Origin of the sequence: Actinomadura sp. WAC 06369 (assembly GCF_003947565.1) — a bacterium.
In the GTDB taxonomy this organism is placed as follows: domain Bacteria; phylum Actinomycetota; class Actinomycetes; order Streptosporangiales; family Streptosporangiaceae; genus Spirillospora; species Spirillospora rifamycini.
In genome coordinates this window covers 28499-49377 of sequence record NZ_QHJN01000017.1, presented here as the reverse complement: position 1 = coordinate 49377, position 20879 = coordinate 28499, and the positions used below count along the sequence as shown (strand labels likewise).

The following is a 20879-nucleotide window of genomic DNA, read 5'->3' as shown; positions in this document are numbered from 1 at the left end:
GGTGCTCCTGCCGTGAGTGTTGCACCGATCGTAAAACTCGGAGCAATCTGGCACAATACGGATATTGATCTCGGTGCAATGTGGGTGAGGGCGGGCAAATGGACGACTACCGGCGTGTGGCCGACACCGTCGCCGCCGACATCGCGGCCGGACGGCTGCGTCCCGGCGACCGCCTGCCCCCGCAGCGCGCGTTCGCCCGCGAGCGCGGCATCGCGCCGTCCACGGCGAGCCGTGTGTACCGGGAGCTGGCGCTGCGCGGCCTGGTCGTCGGCGAGGTCGGGCGCGGCACTTTCGTCCGCGCGGCCCGGCCCGCGCCCGCCCCGGCGCTCGGCGAGCCGGTCGCCGCGCCGGTCGACCTGGAGGTGGGGCACCCGGTGGCGCCCGGGCAGGGCGCGCTGCTGGCGCCGGGGCTGGCGCGGGCGGCCGGAGCGGCGCTCGTCCCGGCCCGCGTCGCCGGGACCCCGGACGTCCGGGAGGCGGCGGCGGCCCTGCTGGCCGTGCCGGGCTGGACGCCCGCGCCCGACGACGTGCTGTTCGCCGCGGGCGGCCGGCAGGCCATCGCGGGGGCGGTGGCGGCGCTGGTCCCGCCGGGCGGGCGGCTCGCGGTGGAGGAGCTCACCTACCCGGTGGTCCGGGCGACCGCCGCGCGGCTCGGCGTCGCGCTCGTCCCCGTCCCGGCGGACGGGCACGGGCTGCGCCCGGACGCGCTCGCCGACGCGCACCGCAGGACCCCGTTCGCGGCCGTCTTCCTGCAGCCCACGCTGCACAACCCGACCGGGACGACGATGCCCGCGCGGCGGCGGGCGGAGATCGCGGACGTCCTCGAGCGGACCGGCGTCCACGCCGTCGAGGACCGGGTCTGGTCGTTCCTGGCCGAGGACGGGCCGCCCCCGCTGGCGGCGTTCGCGCCGGCCCGCACGATCGCCGTCGACGGCCTCGCCAAGCGGCTCGCGCCCGGCCTGGGGGTCGGGTTCGCGGTCGCGCCGCCGGAGCTGCGCGGGCGCGTCGCCGGCGCGCTGCGCTCGGGGGCGTGGGGCCCGGCCGGGTTCGCGCTGGCGGCGGCCGCCGCGTGGATCGCCGACGGGACGGCCGCCGCCGTGGCCCGCGCGAAGCGGGCGGACGCCGCGGAGCGGCAGCGGACGGCGGCCGCGCGGCTGGCGGCGGGGCGGGCGGGGAACGGGACCGTCCGCGCCGACCCGCGCTCGTACTTCTGCTGGTGGGAGCTGCCCGCGCCGTGGCGCGCGGAGACGTTCGTCGCGGCGGCGGGGCGGCGCGGCATCGCGGTCACGCCCGGCGCGGCGTTCGCCGCCGGCGCCGGCGCGGCGCCGCGCGCGGTCCGGCTGATGCTGGCGTCGCCGCCCCCGGACGGGCTGGAGCGGGCCCTCGGCGTCCTCGCCGACATCGCCGCGGGCAGCCCCGACGACTCCCCCGTCGACTGACCCGCCGGCGGGGCCGCGGCGGCCGTCAGGCCCCGGCGCGCTCCACGACGACCGCCCACTCCTCGAGCAGGGCCTGCGCGGCGTCCGCGTCGGGCCCCTCCGCCCACAGGTGCGTGACGGGCTCGGACGGGTCGGGCAGGACGAGCGCCCAGCGGCCGTCGTCCTCGACGACGCGGACGCCGTCGGTGGTGTCGACCGTCCGGGCGCCCGCGGCCTCCACGATGTGCCGCATGACGCTGCCCTTCGCGGCCCACGGCGTCGGGACGGACCGGCGCAGCAGGTGCGCGTCGGGGATGCGGCGGTCGATCTGCGAGAGCGTCAGCCGGGTGCGGGCGACGAGCCCGACGAGGCGGACGAACGCCGCGATCCCGTCCACGGTGCCGCTGAACTCCGGCATGAGGAACCCGCCGCGGCCGTCCCCCGCGAAGATCACCCCGGGCCGGGCGGCGGCCTTGGTGAGGACGTCCTGCGACGTGGAGGTCCACTCGACCTGGACGCCGTGGAACCGGCACACCTGCTCGGCGACGCGGGTCGTGGTGACGGGCAGCGCGACCCGCCCGCCGCGCCGCTCGGCGGCCACCAGGTCGAGCATGACCAGCAGCGCGCGGTCGTCCCCGACCAGCCGCCCGTTCTCGTCCACCAGGGAGATCCGCTCCCCCACCGGGTCGAACCGGACGCCGAACGCGGCCCGCGCCGACGACACCAGCTCGCCGAGCCGCTCCAGGTCGCGCATCCGCTCGGCGAGGGTCTCGGTGGGGTTGGCCTCGTCCAGGCCGTGGTTGCGGGTGAGGACCTCCACGCCGATCTGCCCCAGCAGGGCGGGCAGGACGAGCGAGGACACCCCGCCCGCGCAGTCCAGGACGATCTTGAGCCCGGCCTCGCGGACGCCGCTGATGTCGACGCCGCGCAGCAGCTCGCGGATGTAGGTCTCGACGACGCGCGGCGGGTAGGTCAGCTCGGCGATCTCGCCGGGGAACGCGCGCCGGTACTCCTGGCGGCCGAACACCCGCTCGAGCTTGCGCTGCGCGGCCTGCGACAGGTCGGCGCCGCCGGGGTCCAGGAAGAGGATGTCGACGCCCTGCGGGTCGCCGAGCGTGGTGCGGATGTAGATCCCGCCCGCCGACTCGGCGCGGCCGGTCTCGAACCGGGCGACGGTCAGCGGCGCGGCCTCCAGGTCGCGCACGTTGATCGCGCTGGACGTCAGCGCGCTGATCACCGCGCGCTTGAGCGTGCGCGCGGCCCGCGACACGTCCCGTCCGGTGACGACCGTGGCGCCCTTCTTCAGGGTGGTCGCGTAGGCGCTGGCGAGCCGCACCGCCAGCTCCGGGGTGATCTCCACGTTGATCAGGCCGGACACGCCGCGCGGCCCGAACAGGTTGCGCTGCCCCCGCGACTCCCAGATGACGCTGGTGTTGACGACGGCGCCGGCCTCGATCGTCTTGAACGGGTAGACCTTCACGCCGCTGGAGACGTACGCCTCGGCCTCGATGACGCACTCGTCGCCGACGACCGCGCCCTCCTCGACGCGCGCGCCCGTCATGATGTCGGTGTTCTTGCCGATCACGCAGCCGCGCAGGTTCGTGGAGGGCGCGACGAACACGTTGTCGTGGACGACGGCGCGGTGCAGGAAGGCGCCTTCCTTCACGACGACGTTGCTGCCGAGCACCGTGTACTCGCGCAGTTCGACGCCCGCCTCGACCTTCGCGTAGTCGCCGATGTACAGCGGCCCCTTCAGGACGGCCTCGGCGTCGACCTCGGCGCCCTCGGCGACCCACACGCCGGGCGACATCTCGAACCCGCCGAGGTCGATCCCGACCTGCCCCGACAGCATGTCGGCCTGCGCCTTCAGGTAGCTCTCGTGGGTGCCGACGTCCTCCCAGTAGCAGTCGGCGACGTACCCGAACAGCGGCGCGCCCGCGGCGAGCAGCTCGGGGAACACGTCGCCGGACCAGTCGACCGACTCCCCCGGCGCGACGTGCTCGAGGACCTCCGGCTCCATGACGTAGATGCCGGTGTTGACGGTGTCGGAGAACACCTGCCCCCACGTCGGCTTCTCCAGGAACCGCTGCACGCGGCCTTCGTCGTCCACGATGATGATCCCGAACTCCAGGGGGTTCGGGACCCGCTTGAGCCCGATGGTGACGAGGGCGCCGTTCTCCTCGTGGAAGCGCACCATGTCGGTCAGGTCGATGTCGGTGAGCGCGTCTCCCGAGATGACGAGGAACCGGTCGTCGCGCAGCGCCTCCTCGGCGTTCTTGACGCTGCCGGCGGTGCCGAGCGGGATCTCCTCGGTGGCGTAGCTCAGCGACATGCCGAGCTCCTCGCCGTCGCCGAAGTAGTTGCGGATGAGCGCGGCCAGGAACTGGACGGTGACGACGGTCTCGGTGAACCCGTGCCGCTTCAGCAGGCGCAGCACGTGCTCCATGATGGGCCGGTTGACGAGCGGGAGCAGGGGCTTCGGCTGGTTGGCGGTCATCGGACGCAGCCGCGTCCCCTCGCCTCCCGCCATCACGACGGCCTTCATCGGGGGGTCTCCGCTCCCTTCTGGCCGCCGGCCGGGGGGCCCGCGGCGGGGGCGCGCGACGGATCGCGCGAGGGGCCGCCCGGCGGACCGGAAGCGTCCCCGGCCGGCGGCCCCGGCGGCGAGCCGCGGCCGGCCGACATGAGTCGCCGCGTCTGCGCCCAGTACAGGACGGCCGCCCACCAGTACAGGGCCGTCCCCCAGATCGCGAACGACCAGCCGATGATCTTCGCCGCGGTCGCCGCGCCGCCGTCGTGGTCGCCCAGCAGCAGCAGCGGGAACGCGTACAGCAGGCAGAACGTCGCCGTCTTGCCGATGAAGTGGACCGGGAGCGTCCCGTTGTAGCCGAGCCGCCGGACGAGCGGCGCGATCGGCACGATCGCGACCTCGCGCGCGACCAGCAGCGCGACCAGCCACAGCGGGATGATCTCGCGGATGGTGAGCCCGACGAGGGTGGCGAGGATGTAGAGCCGGTCCGCGGCGGGGTCCAGGACCATGCCGAGCCTGCTGGTCTGGTTCAGCGCCCGCGCCAGCTTGCCGTCCAGCCAGTCCGACAGCCCGGCCGCCACCAGCAGGCCGAGCGCCCACCAGTCGGCCTCGACCAGGACCAGCCACAGGAACAGCGGGACGCCCACGAGCCGCGCCATGCTGAGCACATTGGGCACCGTGAAGACCCGTTCGGCCGCCTCGGACGTCGTCCCCGTCTCCGTGCTCACCGGCGCGCTCGCCTCCCCCATGCCCTTGATGTTGACCTTACAGGTCAGCATTGGAAAGACCCCGGCGCGGATCATGTGAGGGCGGTTACGTCGCGCGGAGCGTCCCCCGAGGTCAGGAAGAGGTGTCGGCGGAGGTTTCGACGGCGCTGTCGGCGGGGGTGCCGGCGGGAGCGGCCGGACGGCCCGCGGGGAGGACCGCGGTGACCGCGAACCCGCCGCCGGGGGCGGGCCCGGCGTCGAGCGTCCCGCCGACGCTGCGGGCCCGCTCGATCATGCCGAGCACACCGAAGCCGGAAGGCCCGCCCCCGCCGCCCCCGGGGCCGCCGGACGGGTCCGCGGCGAGGCCGCGCCCGTCGTCGGCGACCCGCACGACGAGGTCGCCGCCGGCGCGGGTGAGGCGCACGTCCGCCGACGCCGCGCCCGCGTGCTTGACGACGTTGGTCAGCGCCTCCTGGACGATCCGGTAGGCGGCGACGCCCACGTCGGGCGGCGGGCGCTCCCCGGCGGGCCCGGCCGACCCGTCCGCGAACGTCACCCGGAGCCCGCCGCCGCGGGCGGCCGCCACCAGCTCGCCGATCCCGTCCAGCCCCGGCGGCCGCCCGGACACGGGCGCGTCCGTCCCGCGGAGGACCTGCAGGGTGCCGCGCAGCTCGACGCGGGCGTCCCGGCACGTCGCGGCGATGCAGGCGAGGGCGTCGGCCAGCTCGGTGCGGTCCAGCGGCCGGTCCCCGCGGACGAGGTGGGCGGCGGCGCCGGCCCGCACCCCGATCACGGTGATGCTGTGCGCGAGGAGGTCGTGCAGGTCGCGGGCGATGCGCAGCCGCTCCTCGGCGACGCGGCGCCGGGCCTCCTCCTCGCGGGTCCGCTCGGCCCGCTCGGCGCGCTCGGTGATCGCCGCGAGCCGGGCCCGGTGCGACCGCCAGACCTGCACCGCGATCGCCACCGCGACCACGGCCTCGATCACCGCGATCTGCTCCCGGACGCCGCTCCCCCCGGCCCGCATCGCCATCCCGATGACGCAGATCCCCAGCAGGGACGCGACCGCGCCGAGCACGACCCGCACGCGCCGGCCGAACACGGCGTAGGCGAACAGCGCGATGACCTCGGCCGGGACGAGCGCGTGGTGCTGGTACTGCAGCAGGTGGTACGCCAGCGCCAGGGCGACCAGGACCGCGAGCCCGGGGGCCGGGCGGCGCCGGATGGCGGCCAGCGGGAGGTGCGCGGCGGCGAGCAGCACGGCGCCGGGCGCGTCGAGGGGCCGCACGCCCGGCCACGCCAGGGCCGCGGCGACGGCCGCCGCCGCCAGCAGCAGCGCGAGGACCGCGTCGCGCGCGGCGGTCCCGCCGCCCGCGAGGCGTTTCGGAAGTCCGCCGAGCCGGGAGAGGGTCACCACGCGACCATCTTCCCCGACCCCCCGCGATCCGCGCATCCGGCCCGCTCCGGAGGCGGCGCACCGGGTTTGAGCGGCGGCGCGGCGTGGAATGTCCCTGACGGCGCAGATGTTGGCAAACGGGACAGCTTAGCAGCGTCATGCGTACGGCGATCACGTTTTAGAGTGAGAAGGCCGCTTGAGGCCGTGGCGTCCCGGCAATGGGGCCGCGGGAGGTGAACGTCTCGGTCGCCGGCGTACCCGCACGATCACCGTTCGCCGAAAGGAACCACCACATGCCCCTGTCCCCCCGTCTGCCCGGCTCGCCCGACGTCCTGGCCGCGCTCGAGGAGACCTATGACGGCGTCCTGCGCCGCGACCCCGGCGAGCCGGAGTTCCACCAGGCCGTCCACGAGGTGCTCGAGTCGCTGCCCGCCGTGCTGTCCGCGCGGCCGCGGCTGGCCGCGAGCAGGCTGATCGAGCGGCTGATCGAGCCCGAGCGGCAGATCATGTTCCGCGTACCGTGGCAGGACGACGCCGGCCGGGTGCACGTCAACCGCGGCTTCCGCGTCGAGTTCAACGGCGCGCTCGGCCCGTACAAAGGCGGCCTGCGGTTCCACCCCACGGTGAACCTGGGGATCGTGAAGTTCCTCGGCTTCGAGCAGATCTTCAAGAACGCGCTCACCGGGCTCGGCATCGGCGGCGGCAAGGGCGGCAGCGACTTCGACCCGCACGGGCGGTCCGACGACGAGATCATGCGGTTCTGCCAGTCGTTCATGACCGAGCTGTACCGGCACGTGGGCGAGCACACCGACGTCCCGGCGGGCGACATCGGCGTCGGCGGCCGCGAGATCGGCTTCCTGTTCGGCCAGTACCGGCGCGTCACCAACCGCTGGGAGGCCGGCGTCCTCACCGGCAAGGGGCAGGGCTGGGGCGGCTCCGCGGGCCGCACCGAGGCGACCGGGTACGGCAGCGTCCTGTTCACCGCCGAGATGCTGAAGCGGCGCGGCGAGGACCTCGACGGGCAGCAGGTCGTGGTGTCCGGGTCCGGCAACGTCGCCATCTACTCGATCGAGAAGGCGCAGGCGCTCGGCGCGAACGTCATCACCGTGTCCGACTCGGGCGGCTACGTCGTCGACGAGAAGGGCATCGACCTCGACCTGCTCAAGCACGTCAAGGAGGTCGACCGGGGCCGCGTCTCCGACTACGCGGAGCTGCGCGGCGCCTCGGCCCGGTTCGTCCCGGCGGGGCGGGTCTGGGACGTGCCGGCCGACATCGCGCTGCCGTCGGCGACCCAGAACGAGCTGGACGCCGAGTCCGCCCGGATCCTCGTCCGCAACGGGGTGAAGGCGGTGGCGGAGGGCGCGAACATGCCGACGACGCCCGAGGCCGTCCACATCCTGCAGGACGCCGGCGTGGCGTTCGGGCCCGGGAAGGCCGCGAACGCGGGCGGCGTGGCGGTCAGCGCGCTGGAGATGCGGCAGAACGCGGGCCGCGAGTCATGGACGTTCTCGCAGGTCGAGAGCGAACTGGCGCGGATCATGCGCGACATCCACGCCACCTGCTTCGAGACCGCCGAGCGGTACGGCGCCCCCGGCGACTACGTCGTCGGCGCCAACATCGCCGGCTTCGAGCGGGTCGCCGACGCGATGCTCGCGCAGGGCCTGGTCTGACCGGCCTGGTCTGACCGGCCTGGTCTGACCCGTCCCGCGTGACGGCGGGAGGAGCGCCGGCGGCGGTGTAGGACGCCGGCGGCCCGCCCGCCGCGGAACGGACGCGCGTGCCGCCCCCGGTCACCGGGGGCGGCACGCGCGCGTCTACCCCATGCTCCCCGGTTGCGGCAACGGGGGCGGCAGGGGTTACCGTCGATCACGACCGACGCGGGGGCCCGGCGAACCGGGCTGAGATAGCGGCTGGCACGGCCGCTGACCGCATGAACCTGACCGGGTAATGCCGGCGTAGGGAGAGATCGAGTCGTGAACGAATCTGTGGTTCAGGCCGCCCGCAAGACGTACCTGCAGGGCTCCCGGCCCGATGTGCGGGTGCCGATGCGGGAGGTGCCGCTGACCAACGGCGACGCCATGGTCCTGTACGACACGTCGGGACCGTACACCGACCCCGCCTTCGAGACCGACGTCCGCCGGGGCCTGCCGGCCCTGCGGGACGCGTGGATCGCCGAGCGCGGCGACACCGCCGCCTACGACGGGCGCGCCGCGCGCCCCGAGGACGACGGGCGCCGGTCCGGCGATCCGCTGCGGGAGGGCGCGGCGTTCCCCGCGCGGCGGCCGCGCCGGGCGTCCGGCGGGGCCGTCACCCAGCGCGCCTACGCGCGGCGCGGGGAGATCACGCCCGAGATGGAGTTCGTCGCGCTGCGCGAGGGCGTCGCGCCGGAGTTCGTCCGGGACGAGCTGGCGGCGGGCCGCGCGGTGCTGCCGGCGAACGTCAACCATCCCGAGATCGAGCCGATGATCATCGGCCGGAACTTCCTGGTGAAGGTGAACGCCAACATCGGGAACTCGGCGGTGGCGTCCTCGATCGAGGACGAGGTGGAGAAGATGACGTGGGCGACCCGGTGGGGCGCCGACACGATCATGGACCTGTCGACGGGCCGCGACATCCACACCACCCGCGAGTGGATCCTGCGGAACTCGCCCGTCCCGGTGGGGACCGTCCCGCTGTACCAGGCGGTGGAGAAGGTCGGCGGCGACCCGGCCGAGCTGACCTGGGAGGTCTTCCGCGACACCGTGATCGAGCAGGCCGAGCAGGGCGTCGACTACATGACCGTCCACGCGGGCGTGCTGCTGCGGTACGTCCCGCTGACGGCGCGCCGCAAGACCGGCATCGTGTCGCGCGGCGGGTCGATCATGGCGGCGTGGTGCCTGGCGCACCACGAGGAGAACTTCCTGTACACGCACTTCCGGGAGCTGTGCGAGATCTTCGCTGCCTACGACGTCACGTGGTCGCTCGGGGACGGGCTGCGGCCCGGCTCGATCGCCGACGCCAACGACGAGGCGCAGTTCGCGGAGCTGCGCACTCAGGGCGAGCTGACGCGCATCGCGGCCGAGTACGACAACCAGGTCATGAACGAGGGGCCCGGGCACGTCCCGATGCACAAGATCAAGGAGAACGTCGACCTCCAGCAGGAGTGGTGCGACGGCGCCCCGTTCTACACGCTCGGGCCGCTGACCACCGACATCGCGCCCGGCTACGACCACATCACCTCGGCGATCGGCGCCGCGATGATCGGCTGGCACGGCACCGCGATGCTCTGCTACGTCACGCCGAAGGAGCATCTCGGGCTGCCCGACCGCGACGACGTCAAGGCGGGCGTGATCGCCTACAAGATCGCCGCGCACGCGGCGGACGTCGCCAAGGGCCACCCGGGCGCGCAGGCGTGGGACGACGCGCTGTCGGACGCCCGGTTCGACTTCCGCTGGGAGGACCAGTTCAACCTGTCGCTGGACCCCGACACCGCGCGCTCCTTCCACGACGCGACGCTGCCGGCGGCCCCGGCGAAGACGGCGCACTTCTGCTCGATGTGCGGCCCGCACTTCTGCTCGATGAAGATCACCCGGGACGTCCGCCGGTACGCCGACGAGCGCGGCCTGGGCGACACCGAGGCGATCGCCGCCGGGATGCGGGAGAAGGCGGGCGAGTTCAAGGCCGCCGGGGGGCGCGTGTACCTCCCGGTCACGCCGAACGGCTCCTGACCGGTCCGCCGATCGGGTTCGGCCGGGCTCGCTGATAGGGCTCGCCGATCGAACTCGCTGACCGGGTCCGCGGGCCGGGTCCGGCGCGGGGCGTCCACCGCTCCCGCCGGCCCGGCCCGCGGCCGTCCGCGGGGGCTCCCGGCGGCGCGGCGGGCCGCCGGCCGGCACCGGGAGCGGCACCGTCGGCGGGCACGTTGAGCTGGGCGGACGCATGGTTCCGGCAGGGCGCGGATAGTATCGAAGGACCGTTCCAATCCGTGGGAACGGCCGTACACCGCACCCATGCCGAAAGGACAGCGGACCCAAGGTGACCAGCGACGGCGCGTCCCGGCCCCGCCCCCGCGCGGAGCGGTCCGACGTGCGCCGCAACCGCGCGCGGCTGCTCGCCGCCGCGCGCGAGGTGTTCCAGCGGGAGGGCGCGGGCGCCTCGCTGGAGGCCGTCGCGCGGCGCGCCGAGGTCGGCATCGGGACCCTGTACCGGCACTTCCCCACCCGCCAGGACCTGCTCGAGGCGCTCCTCGCGGGCGCCTACGACGACCTCGCCGCGCGCGCCCGGGAGCTGGCGGACTCGCCCGCCCCGGGCGACGCCCTGCTCGCCTGGCTGCGCGCGTTCATCGCGCGGGTCACGGCGTTCCGCGGGCTGGCGGCGTCGGCCGTGGTGTCGCTGCGGGACGAGCGGTCGGCGCTGCTCGACTCCTCGCGGGCGATGCGCGCCGCGGGCCAGCGGCTGTTCGTCCGCGCGCAGCAGGCGGGCGACGTCGCCCCCGGCGCCGACTTCGCCGACGTGCTGCGGCTCGCGGGCGCCATCGCGACCGTCACCGAGCAGGAGCCCGCCGCGGCCGACCGGCTGCTGGCGCTCGCCGCCTGGGGCGTCGCGCCCCGCGCGGACGGCCCGGACGGGCCGGCCGGGCCGGACGCGTTTCGCGGGCCGCGGAACGGCGCGCCGGGCGGGCCCGGCGCGGACGGCGGCTAGCCGGCGTCCTCCCGGGGCGGGGGCAGGACGCGGCGCGGGCCGGGCGGCGCGCCCCGGTGCTTCCGCCACTCGCGCGGGTAGCCCACCGACACCTCGACGTGCGGGACGCCGTCCGCCCAGATCGTCCGGGGAATGTGCAGGTGCCCGTACACCACCGACACCGCGCCGAACCGGACGTGCCAGTCGGCGGTGCGCTCGCTGCCGCACCACTGGGCGAACTCGGGGTACCAGAGCACGCGGGTGGGTTCGCGGATCAGCGGCCAGTGGTTGACGAGCACGGTCCGGGCGCCGGGCTCCAGCTCCGCCATCCTCCGCTCGGTGTAGGCGATGCGGGCGTCGCACCAGGCGTCCCGGGTGGGGTGCGGGTCGGGGTGGAGGTAGACCTCGTCGGTGCACACGACGCCCGCCTCGTGCGCGATCTCGAGGGCCTGCTCCTTGGTGGCGGCCCCCTCGGGCCGGAACGTGTAGTCGTACAGGACGAACAGCGGCGCGATCGTCACCGGGCCGCCGTCGCCCGTCCACACGGGGTAGGGGTCCTCGGGGGTGGCGACGCCGAGCGCGCGGCACATGTCCACCAGCCGGCGGTAGCGGGCCTCGCCGCGCAGCGCCACGGGGTCGTCCTTGATCGTCCAGAGTTCGTGGTTGCCGGGCGTCCAGATCACCTTCGCGAAACGCCCGGCCAGGGTGCGCAGCGTCCACTCGACGTCGTCGAAGCGCTCGGCGACGTCCCCGGCGACGATCAGCCAGTCGCCGTCGGACGCGGGGCGCAGCCCCTCCACGAACGCGCGGTTGTCGGAGAATCCCACGTGCAGGTCGCTGATGGCATAGAGACCGCTCATGCCGTGATCGTAGGCGGCGTCAGGCGTCCCGGCCCCACAGGTAGGCCCCCGCGGCCATCGCGAGCACGCTCGCCCAGCCGGCGACCGCCCGGACGGAGTTCCAGGTCGTCCAGCGGCCGGAGTAGTCGGCCCACACGCGCGCGGCCTCGCCCGGGTCCGCGGGGATCTCGGCCTTGTCCAGCGTCTCGTTCAGCGGGATGTTCACGGCGAAGCTCGGGAACAGCGCGCCGAGGACGTACACGCCGGCGGCGGCGAAGAACAGGATCGCCGCGGCCTTCTGGTCGAGCGTCAGCAGCAGTACCCCCGCCCCCGCGGCGACGACCGGCGTCAGCACGAACATGGCGATGAACAGCGGGTTCTGGATCTTCTGGTTGATGCCCTGCATGGCGTCGATCGCCGCGGACGGCCGGGCCGCGTTCAGCCCCGGCATGACGCCGGTGGAGAACCCGAAGAAGGTTCCGGCCATGCCCGCGGCTCCCACGATGGACACGGCGGCGCAGATGACGGTGAGCAGGTTTTTCATGGTGGTTCTCCGTTCAGGTCGGGGAGGTCCGGCGAGGCGCCCCGGCCCCGGTCCGCCGGGGCCGGGGCGCGCGGATCAGGCGTCCCAGACGCCGCTGGCGGCGGTCTCGCGGGCGTAGTCGGCGAAGTCGCGGGCCTCCCGGCCGAGCGCGCGCCGCACGCCGTCGCCGGGCTCGCCGTTGCGGCCGTCCAGGATCGTGCCGAACAGGTACGTCAGCAGGTCCGCGACCTCGCCGGGCACACCGTGCTCCCGCACCGCGGCGGCGTAGTCCGCGACGCCGACCCGCACGTAGGCGATGTCGCGCCCGGTCGCGCGGCCGATCTCGGCGACCGCCTCGGGGAAGGACAGGGCGCGCCGCCCGGTCACCTCGTACACCTCCCCCGCGTGCCCGTCCGCGGTGAGCGCCGCGACCGCGACGTCGGCGATGTCGTCGGCGTCCGCGAACGGCTCGGGCACGTCGCCCGCCGGGAGGACGACCTCGCCGGCGCGGACCGGGTCGAGGAGGTAGTCCTCGCTGAAGTTCTGCGCGAACCAGCTCGCGCGGACGACCGTCCACTCCAGCCCCGAGGCGCGGACGATGTCCTCGCAGGCGACGGCCTCGGCCTCGCCGCGTCCCGACAGCAGGACCACCCGCCGCACGCCCGCGTCCCGCGCCGCGGCGGTGAACGCCCGGATCGCGTCCGGCGCGCCCGGGGCGGCCAGGTCGGGGGCGTACGCGAGGTAGACGGCGTCGACGTCCCGCAGGACCCGCGGCCAGCCGGCCTCGTCCGTCCAGTCGAAGGCCGGGTCCGCCGCGCGGGAGCCCATCCGGACGGGCACGTCCATGGCCTCCAGCCGCTCCACGACGCGGCGGCCGGTCTTGCCGGTGCCGCCCAGGACCAGCGTGAGGCCCGTGTCGATCTTCGTGTCGATGGTTTCCGGCGTGGTGTTCGGTGCGCTGTTCGTCATGTCCTCAAGTCAACCGGCGGGCCCGTCCGGCCACCATCGTCGAGAAGCTCGCCCGCATTCGCGAGCGTCTAGGCTGGCGGAGTGGACGCGCTCACCGACCTCCTCGACGGCCCCCGGGCGCGCGGCGCGTTCATGCTCCGCGCGACGCTGAGCCCGCCGTGGTCGGTGCGGATCCGGGACGAAGCGCCGCTGACGCTCGTCGCGATGATCAGCGACGACGCGTGGGTGCTGCCCGACGGGGACGCGCCGCGCGCCGTCCGGGCCGGGGACGTCCTGCTCGTCAAGGGCCCGGAGCCGTACACGATGGCCGACGATCCGGCGACCGCGCCGCAGATCGTCATCCACCCCGGCCAGCGGTGCACGACGCCCGACGGCACGAGCCTGTCGGACGCGATGGACCTCGGGGTCCGGGCCTGGGGCAACGACCCGGACGGGTCGGCGGTCATGCTGATCGGCACCTACCAGATGCGCGGGGCCGTGACCCGCCGGCTGCTGGCCGCGCTGCCGCAGCTCGCGATCGTCCGCGGCGACGCCTGGGACTCCCCGCTGGTCGGCCTGCTCGGCGACGAGCTCGGCAAGGACGAGCCCGGCCAGGACGTGGTGCTCGACCGGCTGCTGGACCTGCTGCTCATCGCGGCGCTGCGCGCCTGGCTCGCGCGGGACGGCGCGGAGCGGCCCGGCTGGTACCTCGCGCACGGCGACCCGGTGGTGGGTCCGGCGATGCGGCTGCTGCACGACGACCCGGCGCACCCCTGGACGGTCGCGGACCTCGCCGCCCGCGTCGGGGTGTCCCGCGCGGCGCTGGCCCAGCGGTTCGGGCGGCTGCTCGGGGAGCCGCCGATGTCCTACCTCACCGGCCTGCGCCTGGCGCAGGCCGCCGACCTGCTGCGGGAGAGCGACGCGACGCTCGAGACGGTGGCGCGGCGCGTCGGCTACGGCACCGCCTTCGCGCTCAGCACCGCGTTCAAGCGGGAGCACGGCGTCAGCCCGCAGGAGTACCGCGCGACCCGACCGCCGATCGCCTCCGCCTGACCCGCCGCCCCCGCGGCCGACCGGTCCGTCCGTCGGCGGGGGCCCGGGCCCGGCGCTAGGGGTCGGTGCGGAGGGTGGGCTCGGCGCGGACGACCGTGTTCTCCGCCATGTCCGGGACGAACGGGACCACGAACGCGTAGTCGGCCAGGACCGACTCGGGCACCTCGCCCGACTCCCCGAACGCGGCGATCTCGCCCCAGCACGGCGAGCCGAGCGAACCGCTGCGGTGCCGGACCGACAGTCCCGCGCACAGGTTCGCGAACCGCAGCCGCTCGACCAGCGGCAGCCCCGCGAGCGTGCCGAACACGAACCCGGCCGCGAACACGTCGCCGGCGCCGGTGGCGTCCAGCGCCCGGACGGGCAGGGCGGGGGCCTCGGCGCGCTCCCCCGTGGTGCGGTCCAGCGCGATGGCGCCGTCCGCGCCGCACTTGACGACCACGACCGGCGCGCGCTCGGCGAGGGCCTCCGCGGCGGACGGCGGGTCGCCGGTGCGGGTGTAGGCCATCGCCTCGGCGGCGTTCGGCAGGAACACGTCGACGTGCGCGAGCCGGTCGAGGACCTCGGCGGACCAGGCGCCGGTGGGGTCCCAGCCGAGGTCGGCGAAGATCAGCGCGCCGCGCTCGCGGGCGCCGGCCGCCCACGGGGGGACGGGCCGGTCGACGTCGATGAAGCAGGCGCGGGCGTCCGGCGGGGCGCCGCCCGGCGGTTCCTCGGCCTGCGGCGGGACGGGGCGCGCGAACGTGACCATGCTGCGGTCGGAGTCGTAGGCCATCGACACGGTGACCGGCGTCGACCAGCCGGGGACGCGGCGGGACGCCCGCAGGTCGACGCCCTCCTGCTCGGCGAGCGTCCGCCACAGGTAGGAGCCGAACATGTCGTCGCCGAACGGCGCGGCGAGGCCGACGCGCAGGCCGAGCCGGCTCATCGCGACCGCGATGTTCGCGACGCCGCCCGGCGCCGAGCCGAGCCCGTCGGTGACGATCTCGGTGCCGGGCGGCGGCAGCCCCGGCAGCCCGGTGAAGATCATGTCCATGAAGACCCGGCCGGACAGGAACACGTCCAGGCCGGGGCCGGGTCCGCCGCCGTGCAGCCGCTCCCCCGCCGGTTCCCGCGCGTCGCACGGGTCGGCGAGGGACGGCTCCGGCGGCCGGCCCGGCGCGTCCGGCTCGATGGCCGGGCGGGTCACGCGGCCCCCCGGCGCGGAGCCGCGATGCGTGGTCGCGCCGTCATGGGGCCCACGATATAGGCGATGCCCCGCCTGCGCGGACGTGTCGGCGCGGTCCCTCCGGCCGGTCCCGCGGACCCGGTCCTACCGGCGCGGGCTCACCGGCGCGGGACGTACAGGCGGACGTCGTCCACCTTGGCCCCGCCCTCGTAGAAGTTCATGTGCGGATCTCCGATCATGAATCGGTCCGGGTAGGCGGACCCGGCGGGCCAGGTGTCGCGGTCGACGAGCGTGCCGCCCGGGCCCTCCCAGGTCCAGTCGGCGTTGAACCGGCCGTCGTACTCCTCCGGCTTCTGGTTGTAGTGCCAGATGGGCTCCCCGTCCTCGACGAAGGCGCGGGTGTAGCGGTAGGTGGTCTGGCCGACGTGGGCGAAGACCCCCGAGATCTCCATCGTGTACGCGCCGTCGCGCCGCTCGATCGCGAACCGGTACGGCTTGTCGGGCAGCAGCTCGGGCCGCATGTCGACGGCCGAGACGATCGCGCCGCCCTTGGCGAACCCGCACTCGCTCTCCATCAGGTACTCGGTGCCGGGCATGGCGGCGTACCTGCGGTCGTCGGTCATGAACAGCGCGTTGACGCCGTTGCCGGTGCCGGCCTCGTACGGCTCGTACTCGCCGGTCGCGGGGTTGCAGTACCGCAGCCCCGCCTTGTCGTACTTGTACCGGTTGTAGCCGTCCATGGCGACCTTGCGGTGCGCGTGGACGAACACGTTGTTGTGCGGCGCGACCCGCTCGTAGTCCATGATCGACATGTAGTAGAAGCCGTTGGAGTCGGTGCGGACGTCCGCCCACTCGCACTCGGGCCGGGAGAAGTCCCCGCCGGACGCCCAGGGGAAGTTCGTCTTGCAGCCGTCGGGCGAGTAGCCGTTGATCCGGCCGTCCGGGTAGTCCCACACCCCGTTGCGCTCGCCGCCGAAGTCCAGGCCCCGCAGCGTCATCTCGACGCGGTACTCGGCGGGCAGGTCGCGGGTGGAGCGGATCACGACGCCGCCCTGGTGGGCGGGTTCCGCCATCCGCGCGACGCCCTTCCCCGAGGTGAGCGTCGGCGGGTCGTCGGGGCGGCCGTCGCCGTCGGCGTCGCGGGCCGCGAGCTCGGCCGTCAGCCAGCCCCGCTTGCCGAACGTGAACGACTGCCGGTACGTCTCCATCTTCGCGAGCTGCTCGCGGAACGCGGGGCCGCCGACGGTGTCGAAGTAGGCGCCGTCGTTGTCGTACATGTCGACGTTGTAAGGACTCGACGGGCCGTCGCCGTCCCGGAACCAGGGCTGCCGCCTGCTGTCGAGGTTCCGGTCGAACGACTCGGCGGCGACCAGCCGCCACCCGTCCCGGTGCCCGGGCGGCCCGCTCGCCTCGGCCGGGACGGCGCACAGCGTCGCCGCCAGGACCAGGGGGGACGCCACCGCCAGGGCGCCCCGCACGACTCTTCTCATCTCGCCGCCTTCCTCGCCGCGCGCCCCGCGCGCGGCGCTCCGCCGTCTTTCCGACGATCGGGGCGACCGTAAACCGCGGACGGGGTCGCCCGCCATGGCAAACATCGACAAAGTGGTATTGACCAATTCCGGTGCGGGACATAACGTGTGGCCACACGACATGGGCAGGGCAGGAGGTCGGATCGTTGCGTTCCGCCGGTGAGGCCCGTTCCGGGCACACGAAGCGGCAGACCGTGCAGCGTCGGCTGCTGGAGATGCTGGACGGGCTCGACGTCGGCGACGCGCTCCCGTCCGAGCGCCGGCTGGCGACGGAGCTCGGCGTCTCCCGCCCGACGTTGCGGCAGGCCATCGACGGTCTGGTCGCCGAGGGGCGACTGAACCGCCGGCACGGCAGCGGCACCTATGTCGCCGAGCCCCGGATCGCCGTGCCGCTGACCATGTCCTCGTTCACCGAGGACATGATCCGGCGCGGGATGCGGCCCGGGGGCCGGGTGCTGTCGTTCCGCACGGAGACCGCGGGGGCGCGGATCGGCAGACGCCTGGCCCTGTCACCGGCCGAAGAGGTATTTACCATTCGGCGGCTCCGGCTCGCGGACGGCGCCACGATGGCGATCGAGACGCTGTACATGCCGCGGGCCCTGCTGCCGGACCTGCGGCGCCAAGACCTCGAAGGCGGCTCGTTCTACGAGCTGCTGCGCGCCGACGGCGTCGAGATCGCCTCGGGCACCGAGACGATCGAGCCGACCGTCGTCACCGAGGAGGAGGCCGCCGAGCTGGGCGTGCCGGTGCACATGCCGGCGTTCCTGTTCGAGCGGGTCACCCGCGACGCCGGAGGCAGGCCGCTGGAGTACGTCCGGTCGGTCTACCGCGGCGACCGCTACCGGCTGGAGCTCGACCTGCGGCCGCCCGCCCACTGACCGACCTCCGGTCCCGCCCGCCGGGGCCGGCCGACCCACCGACCCACGAGATGCGACGCACCCACCACGAACGACCGGCGTCCCCCGGGCCCCGCCCGGGACCGGCCACCCGCGCTGACGGGGGCGACAGCGCACCACCCACCCCCGAGAAGTGAGGCGATCTCACCATGGACGTCATCAAGGACATCCTCACCTTCCTGGCGGACAACGTGTTCGGCCAGGTGCCCATCCTCATCGGGCTCATCACGCTCGCCGGGCTGATCCTCCAGCGCAAGCGTTTCGAGGACGTGTTCGCCGGCGCGCTGCGCGCGACGATCGGCGTGGTGATCCTCTTCATCGGCATCGAGATCTTCAGCGGCGGGCTCACCAGCTTCCAGACGGTGCTGGCGAGCGCGATGAACACCGATCCGCCGCAGGCGGACCGCACGCTGGACGGGTTCCTGCAGGACCAGGGCGGCACGATCGCCCTGGTGATCACGGTGGCGTTCCTGCTGCACGTCGTGATCGTCCGGATCTTCCCGGCGGCCCGGTACCTCTACCTGACCGGGCACCTGATGTTCTGGATCAGCACGGTCACCGTGGCGTCGCTGGTGACGGTCGCGCCCGGCTCGAACCAGCTCACGCTCGTGCTGTGCGGCGCCGGGTTCGTCGCCGCGTACTGGACGCTGCAGCCGCTGTGGATGCGCCCGCTGATGCGCCGCGTCATGCCGGACGACCGGTTCGGCTTCGCGCACACCAGCTCGCTGGCCGCGCTGATCACCGGCTACGCCGCGCGCCCGCTGGGCAGCCGGGAGAAGCACGACACCGAGAAGCTGAAGCTGCCGCGGCAGCTGTCGTTCTTCAAGGACGTCAACGTCAGCACCGCCCTGATCATCTGCGTGATCATGCTGATCGGGGTCGCGCTCGCCGACGACAAGGTCGTCAACGAGGCCGCCGCCGCCATGGACGCCAAGCTGTCGCCGTGGGTCTGGGCGCTGCTGGTCGGCCTGCGCTTCGCGGGCGGCATCGCGATCCTGCTGTTCGGCGTGCGGATGTTCCTCGGCGAGATCGTCCCCGCGTTCAAGGGCTTCAGCGACCGGATCATCCCGGGCACCCGGCCCGCGCTGGACGCGCCGACCGTCTTCCCCGTCGCGCCGACCGCCGTCATGCTCGGCTTCGTGGCCTCCACCGTGGTGTTCCTGGCCTGCCTGGGCGTCTTCGCCGCGGCCGGCTGGTTCACGCTCGTCCCGCCCATGATCATGCTGTTCTTCGTGGGCGGCGCGGCCGGGCTGTTCGGCAACGTGGTGGCGGGCTGGCGCGGCGCCGTCCTCGGCGGCGTGGTCAGCGGCCTGATGCTGGCGATCGGGCAGGCCGTCACCTGGGGACTGTTCGAGAAGACCGCGCCGGAGCTGGCCACCCTGGCCGACCCGGACTGGTACGCGATCGCGTGGCTGCTGAAGGCCGCCGACCCGGTGCTCGGCACCGGCACGGTGTGGCTGGTGCCGGTGGCGGCGCTCGCCGCGACCGCCGCGACGCTGCTGCTCGTCCACCGCGGGGAGAAGCGCCGCGCGGTGGAGGACGGCGAGGCCGGCGACGGCCCGGAGAAGACCGGCGGCGCCGTCTCGGCCGAGAAGCCCTGACGGCGCGCATCCGAAACGAGAAGGAGACCGACATGGCACTGGACCGGCAACTGGAGATCCTCGCGGTGTGCGGGGTCGGTATGGGGTCCAGCCTGATGCTGAAGATGACCGCCGAGGACGCGCTGCGCTCGATCGGCGTGGACGCCCGGGTGGAGAACACCGACGTGTCCACCGCGCGCGGCATGAGCCCGGACGTGGTCATCGGGCAGGGCATGCACACGGAGGAGATCGCCGACCTCGCCCCGGTGGTGATCACGATCAGCGACTTCCTGGACAAGGAGGGCCTCGCGGCGCAGCTGCGGGACCGGCTCGGCGAGCAGGGGTGGCTGGCGTGACCGCCGCCGCCCCCATCGTCGCCGCGGCCGACGGGGTCGCCGCCGCCGACTGGCGGGAGGCCGTCCGCGCGGCGGCGTCCGGGCTGGTCGCGGCGGGCGCCGCCGGCGCGGGCTACCCGGACGCGTGCGTGCGGGTGGTCGAGGACAACGGCCCGTACATCGTGCTGACGAAGGGCCTGGCGCTGGTGCACGCGCGCCCGGAGGAGGGCGGTCTGGCCGTCGGCGTCGGGGCGACCCGCCTCGCCGCGCCCGTCGAGTTCGGCCACCCCGACAACGACCCGGTGGACCTGCTGCTCGCGTTCTGCACGCCCGACCCCGACGTGCACGTCGGCACGCTGTCCGGGCTGGCGCGCGCGCTGTCGGGCGGCCTGGCCGACCGGCTCCGCGCCGCGTCCGGTGAGGACGAGCTGGCACGCACCCTGAAGGAGGCCGTTCCCGATGCCTGACCCGTCGACGCCTGCGTCCGCCCCGGCGAACCTCCCCGGGCTCCCCGCCCGGGTGCGGGCGCTGCTCGACGACCTGGACGACGCCGCCGGCCCGGCGATCGGGGAGGCCGCCGGGCTGCTGCTGGCGGCGATCGAGGCCGACGGCATCGTGCACGTCGCCGGGGCGGGGCACTCCCTGGCGATGGTGTGCGAGACGTTCTACCGGGCGGGCGGCCTCGCCCCCGTCCGGCCGGTGTTCGACCCCGCGGTGTTCCCGCTGGACGACGCGCTGCGCAGCACCCGCGTCGAGCGGGAGCACGGGGTGGGGCGGGCCGTGGTGCAAGAGGCGGCGCCCGCGCCGCCGGACGTCGCGGTGGTGTTCTCCACCAGCGGCCGCAACCCGTACCCGGTCGAGGTGGCGCGGGAGTGCGCCGCGCGGGGCGTCCCGGTGATCGCGGTCACCTCGGCGCGGGCGTCGCGCGGCGCGGCGGCCCGGACCGACACGACCCTCGCCGACCACGCGGCGCTCGTCCTGGACACGCGGGTCCCGCCGGGCGACGTCCTGCACCCGGCGGGACGGCCCCGGACGGCGGCGGTGTCGACGGTGCTGGCCGCGTACACGTGGGCGCGCGTCCTGGCCGACCTTGACGATCTCGCGGCGGAGCGCGGCCTGGACCTGCCGCGCTGGACGAGCGCGAACGTGCCGGGCGGCGACGAGGGCAACGCGGCGCTGCTCGCCCGGTACCGGCACCGCGTCCCGGAGCTGACCGGCGGGTCCGCGCCGGATTGAGGCGGTCCGTAACGCACCGGACGGTCGTCCGCCGCAGGGCACCGGGGAACCGGTTCACCACCGGCGGC

General features: G+C 74.7%; 18 protein-coding genes and 1 riboswitch. Of the genes, 10 read left to right on the top strand and 8 right to left on the bottom strand.

Annotated features, from left to right (window positions below):
• Positions 1–98 precede the first annotated feature (98 nt).
• Positions 99–1439 carry an aminotransferase-like domain-containing protein gene (locus DMH08_RS07495; RefSeq protein WP_125612576.1) on the top strand — a complete coding sequence of 447 codons (1341 nt, stop codon included), beginning with the start codon at positions 99–101 and terminating at the stop codon, positions 1437–1439.
• A gap of 25 nt (positions 1440–1464) precedes the next feature.
• Here DMH08_RS07495 and DMH08_RS07490 read toward each other — a convergent pair whose 3' ends face one another.
• From DMH08_RS07490 to DMH08_RS07480, 3 genes are all read right to left on the bottom strand, one after another.
• Positions 1465–3963: a mannose-1-phosphate guanyltransferase gene (locus DMH08_RS07490; RefSeq protein WP_026406121.1), complete on the bottom strand. Its 2499-nt coding sequence runs from the start codon at positions 3961–3963 to the stop codon at positions 1465–1467.
• Entirely contained in the window at positions 3960–4697 is a 738-nt protein-coding gene (locus DMH08_RS07485) for a CDP-alcohol phosphatidyltransferase family protein (protein ID WP_051301642.1), read from the bottom strand. Before DMH08_RS07485 ends, DMH08_RS07490 begins: the two co-directional genes overlap by 4 nt.
• A 91-nt stretch (positions 4698–4788) precedes the next feature.
• On the bottom strand, positions 4789–6069 hold the full coding sequence (locus DMH08_RS07480; RefSeq protein WP_199747664.1) for a sensor histidine kinase: 1281 nt from the start codon (positions 6067–6069) through the stop codon (positions 4789–4791).
• Positions 6070–6341: 272 nt separating this feature from the next.
• On the opposite strand from DMH08_RS07480, the gene gdhA reads away from it, so the two are divergent.
• From gdhA to DMH08_RS07465, 3 genes are all read left to right on the top strand, one after another.
• Complete coding sequence (gene gdhA / locus DMH08_RS07475; RefSeq protein WP_034521833.1) at positions 6342–7718, top strand: NADP-specific glutamate dehydrogenase; 1377 nt, start codon at positions 6342–6344, stop codon at positions 7716–7718.
• Positions 7719–7915: 197 nt separating this feature from the next.
• A riboswitch (TPP riboswitch) is annotated at positions 7916–8030 on the top strand.
• Positions 8022–9755, top strand: a complete 1734-nt coding sequence (thiC, locus tag DMH08_RS07470; protein ID WP_125612572.1) for a phosphomethylpyrimidine synthase ThiC — start codon at positions 8022–8024, stop codon at positions 9753–9755. (Overlaps the previous riboswitch by 9 nt.)
• A 307-nt stretch (positions 9756–10062) precedes the next feature.
• Positions 10063–10728 carry a TetR/AcrR family transcriptional regulator gene (locus DMH08_RS07465; protein ID WP_125612570.1) on the top strand — a complete coding sequence of 222 codons (666 nt, stop codon included), beginning with the start codon at positions 10063–10065 and terminating at the stop codon, positions 10726–10728.
• On the opposite strand, the gene DMH08_RS07460 is transcribed toward DMH08_RS07465, so the two are convergent.
• From DMH08_RS07460 to DMH08_RS07450, 3 genes are all read right to left on the bottom strand, one after another.
• A complete protein-coding gene (locus DMH08_RS07460; protein ID WP_125612568.1) occupies positions 10725–11567 on the bottom strand; it encodes a metallophosphoesterase family protein in 843 nt (280 codons plus the stop codon). The two genes, DMH08_RS07465 and DMH08_RS07460, sit on opposite strands and share 4 nt — an antisense overlap.
• Positions 11568–11586: 19 nt before the next feature.
• Complete coding sequence (locus tag DMH08_RS07455; RefSeq protein ID WP_026406125.1) at positions 11587–12090, bottom strand: anthrone oxygenase family protein; 504 nt, start codon at positions 12088–12090, stop codon at positions 11587–11589.
• A 75-nt stretch (positions 12091–12165) separates the two neighbouring features.
• Positions 12166–13038, bottom strand: a complete 873-nt coding sequence (locus DMH08_RS07450) for an NAD(P)H-binding protein (protein ID WP_084551282.1) — start codon at positions 13036–13038, stop codon at positions 12166–12168.
• Positions 13039–13119: 81 nt separating this feature from the next.
• Between DMH08_RS07450 and DMH08_RS07445 the strand changes: the two genes are divergently transcribed.
• Positions 13120–14070: an AraC family transcriptional regulator gene (locus DMH08_RS07445; protein ID WP_125612566.1), complete on the top strand. Its 951-nt coding sequence runs from the start codon at positions 13120–13122 to the stop codon at positions 14068–14070.
• 55 nt (positions 14071–14125) lie between these two features.
• Here the strand turns inward: DMH08_RS07445 and DMH08_RS07440 are convergent, their stop codons facing one another.
• Both DMH08_RS07440 and DMH08_RS07435 read right to left on the bottom strand, forming a co-directional pair.
• Positions 14126–15256, bottom strand: a complete 1131-nt coding sequence (locus tag DMH08_RS07440; RefSeq protein WP_233617457.1) for a carbohydrate kinase family protein — start codon at positions 15254–15256, stop codon at positions 14126–14128.
• Between the two features lie 137 nt (positions 15257–15393).
• Positions 15394–16725 carry a hypothetical protein gene (locus tag DMH08_RS07435; RefSeq protein WP_051301609.1) on the bottom strand — a complete coding sequence of 444 codons (1332 nt, stop codon included), beginning with the start codon at positions 16723–16725 and terminating at the stop codon, positions 15394–15396.
• A 185-nt stretch (positions 16726–16910) separates the two neighbouring features.
• Between DMH08_RS07435 and DMH08_RS42315 the strand changes: the two genes are divergently transcribed.
• The 5 genes from DMH08_RS42315 to DMH08_RS07410 all read left to right on the top strand — a co-directional run bounded on the left by DMH08_RS42315 (position 16911) and on the right by DMH08_RS07410 (position 20811).
• A complete protein-coding gene (locus DMH08_RS42315; RefSeq protein WP_281173520.1) occupies positions 16911–17642 on the top strand; it encodes a GntR family transcriptional regulator in 732 nt (243 codons plus the stop codon).
• Between the two features lie 167 nt (positions 17643–17809).
• Positions 17810–19261: a PTS ascorbate transporter subunit IIC gene (locus DMH08_RS07425; RefSeq protein WP_026406130.1), complete on the top strand. Its 1452-nt coding sequence runs from the start codon at positions 17810–17812 to the stop codon at positions 19259–19261.
• Between the two features lie 32 nt (positions 19262–19293).
• Positions 19294–19596 carry a PTS sugar transporter subunit IIB gene (locus tag DMH08_RS07420; protein WP_199747663.1) on the top strand — a complete coding sequence of 101 codons (303 nt, stop codon included), beginning with the start codon at positions 19294–19296 and terminating at the stop codon, positions 19594–19596.
• Complete coding sequence (locus DMH08_RS07415; RefSeq protein ID WP_051301610.1) at positions 19593–20042, top strand: PTS sugar transporter subunit IIA; 450 nt, start codon at positions 19593–19595, stop codon at positions 20040–20042. The genes DMH08_RS07420 and DMH08_RS07415 overlap by 4 nt, the downstream gene beginning before the upstream one ends.
• Positions 20035–20811, top strand: a complete 777-nt coding sequence (locus tag DMH08_RS07410; protein ID WP_051301611.1) for a sugar isomerase domain-containing protein — start codon at positions 20035–20037, stop codon at positions 20809–20811. The genes DMH08_RS07415 and DMH08_RS07410 overlap by 8 nt, the downstream gene beginning before the upstream one ends.
• Positions 20812–20879 lie beyond the last annotated feature (68 nt).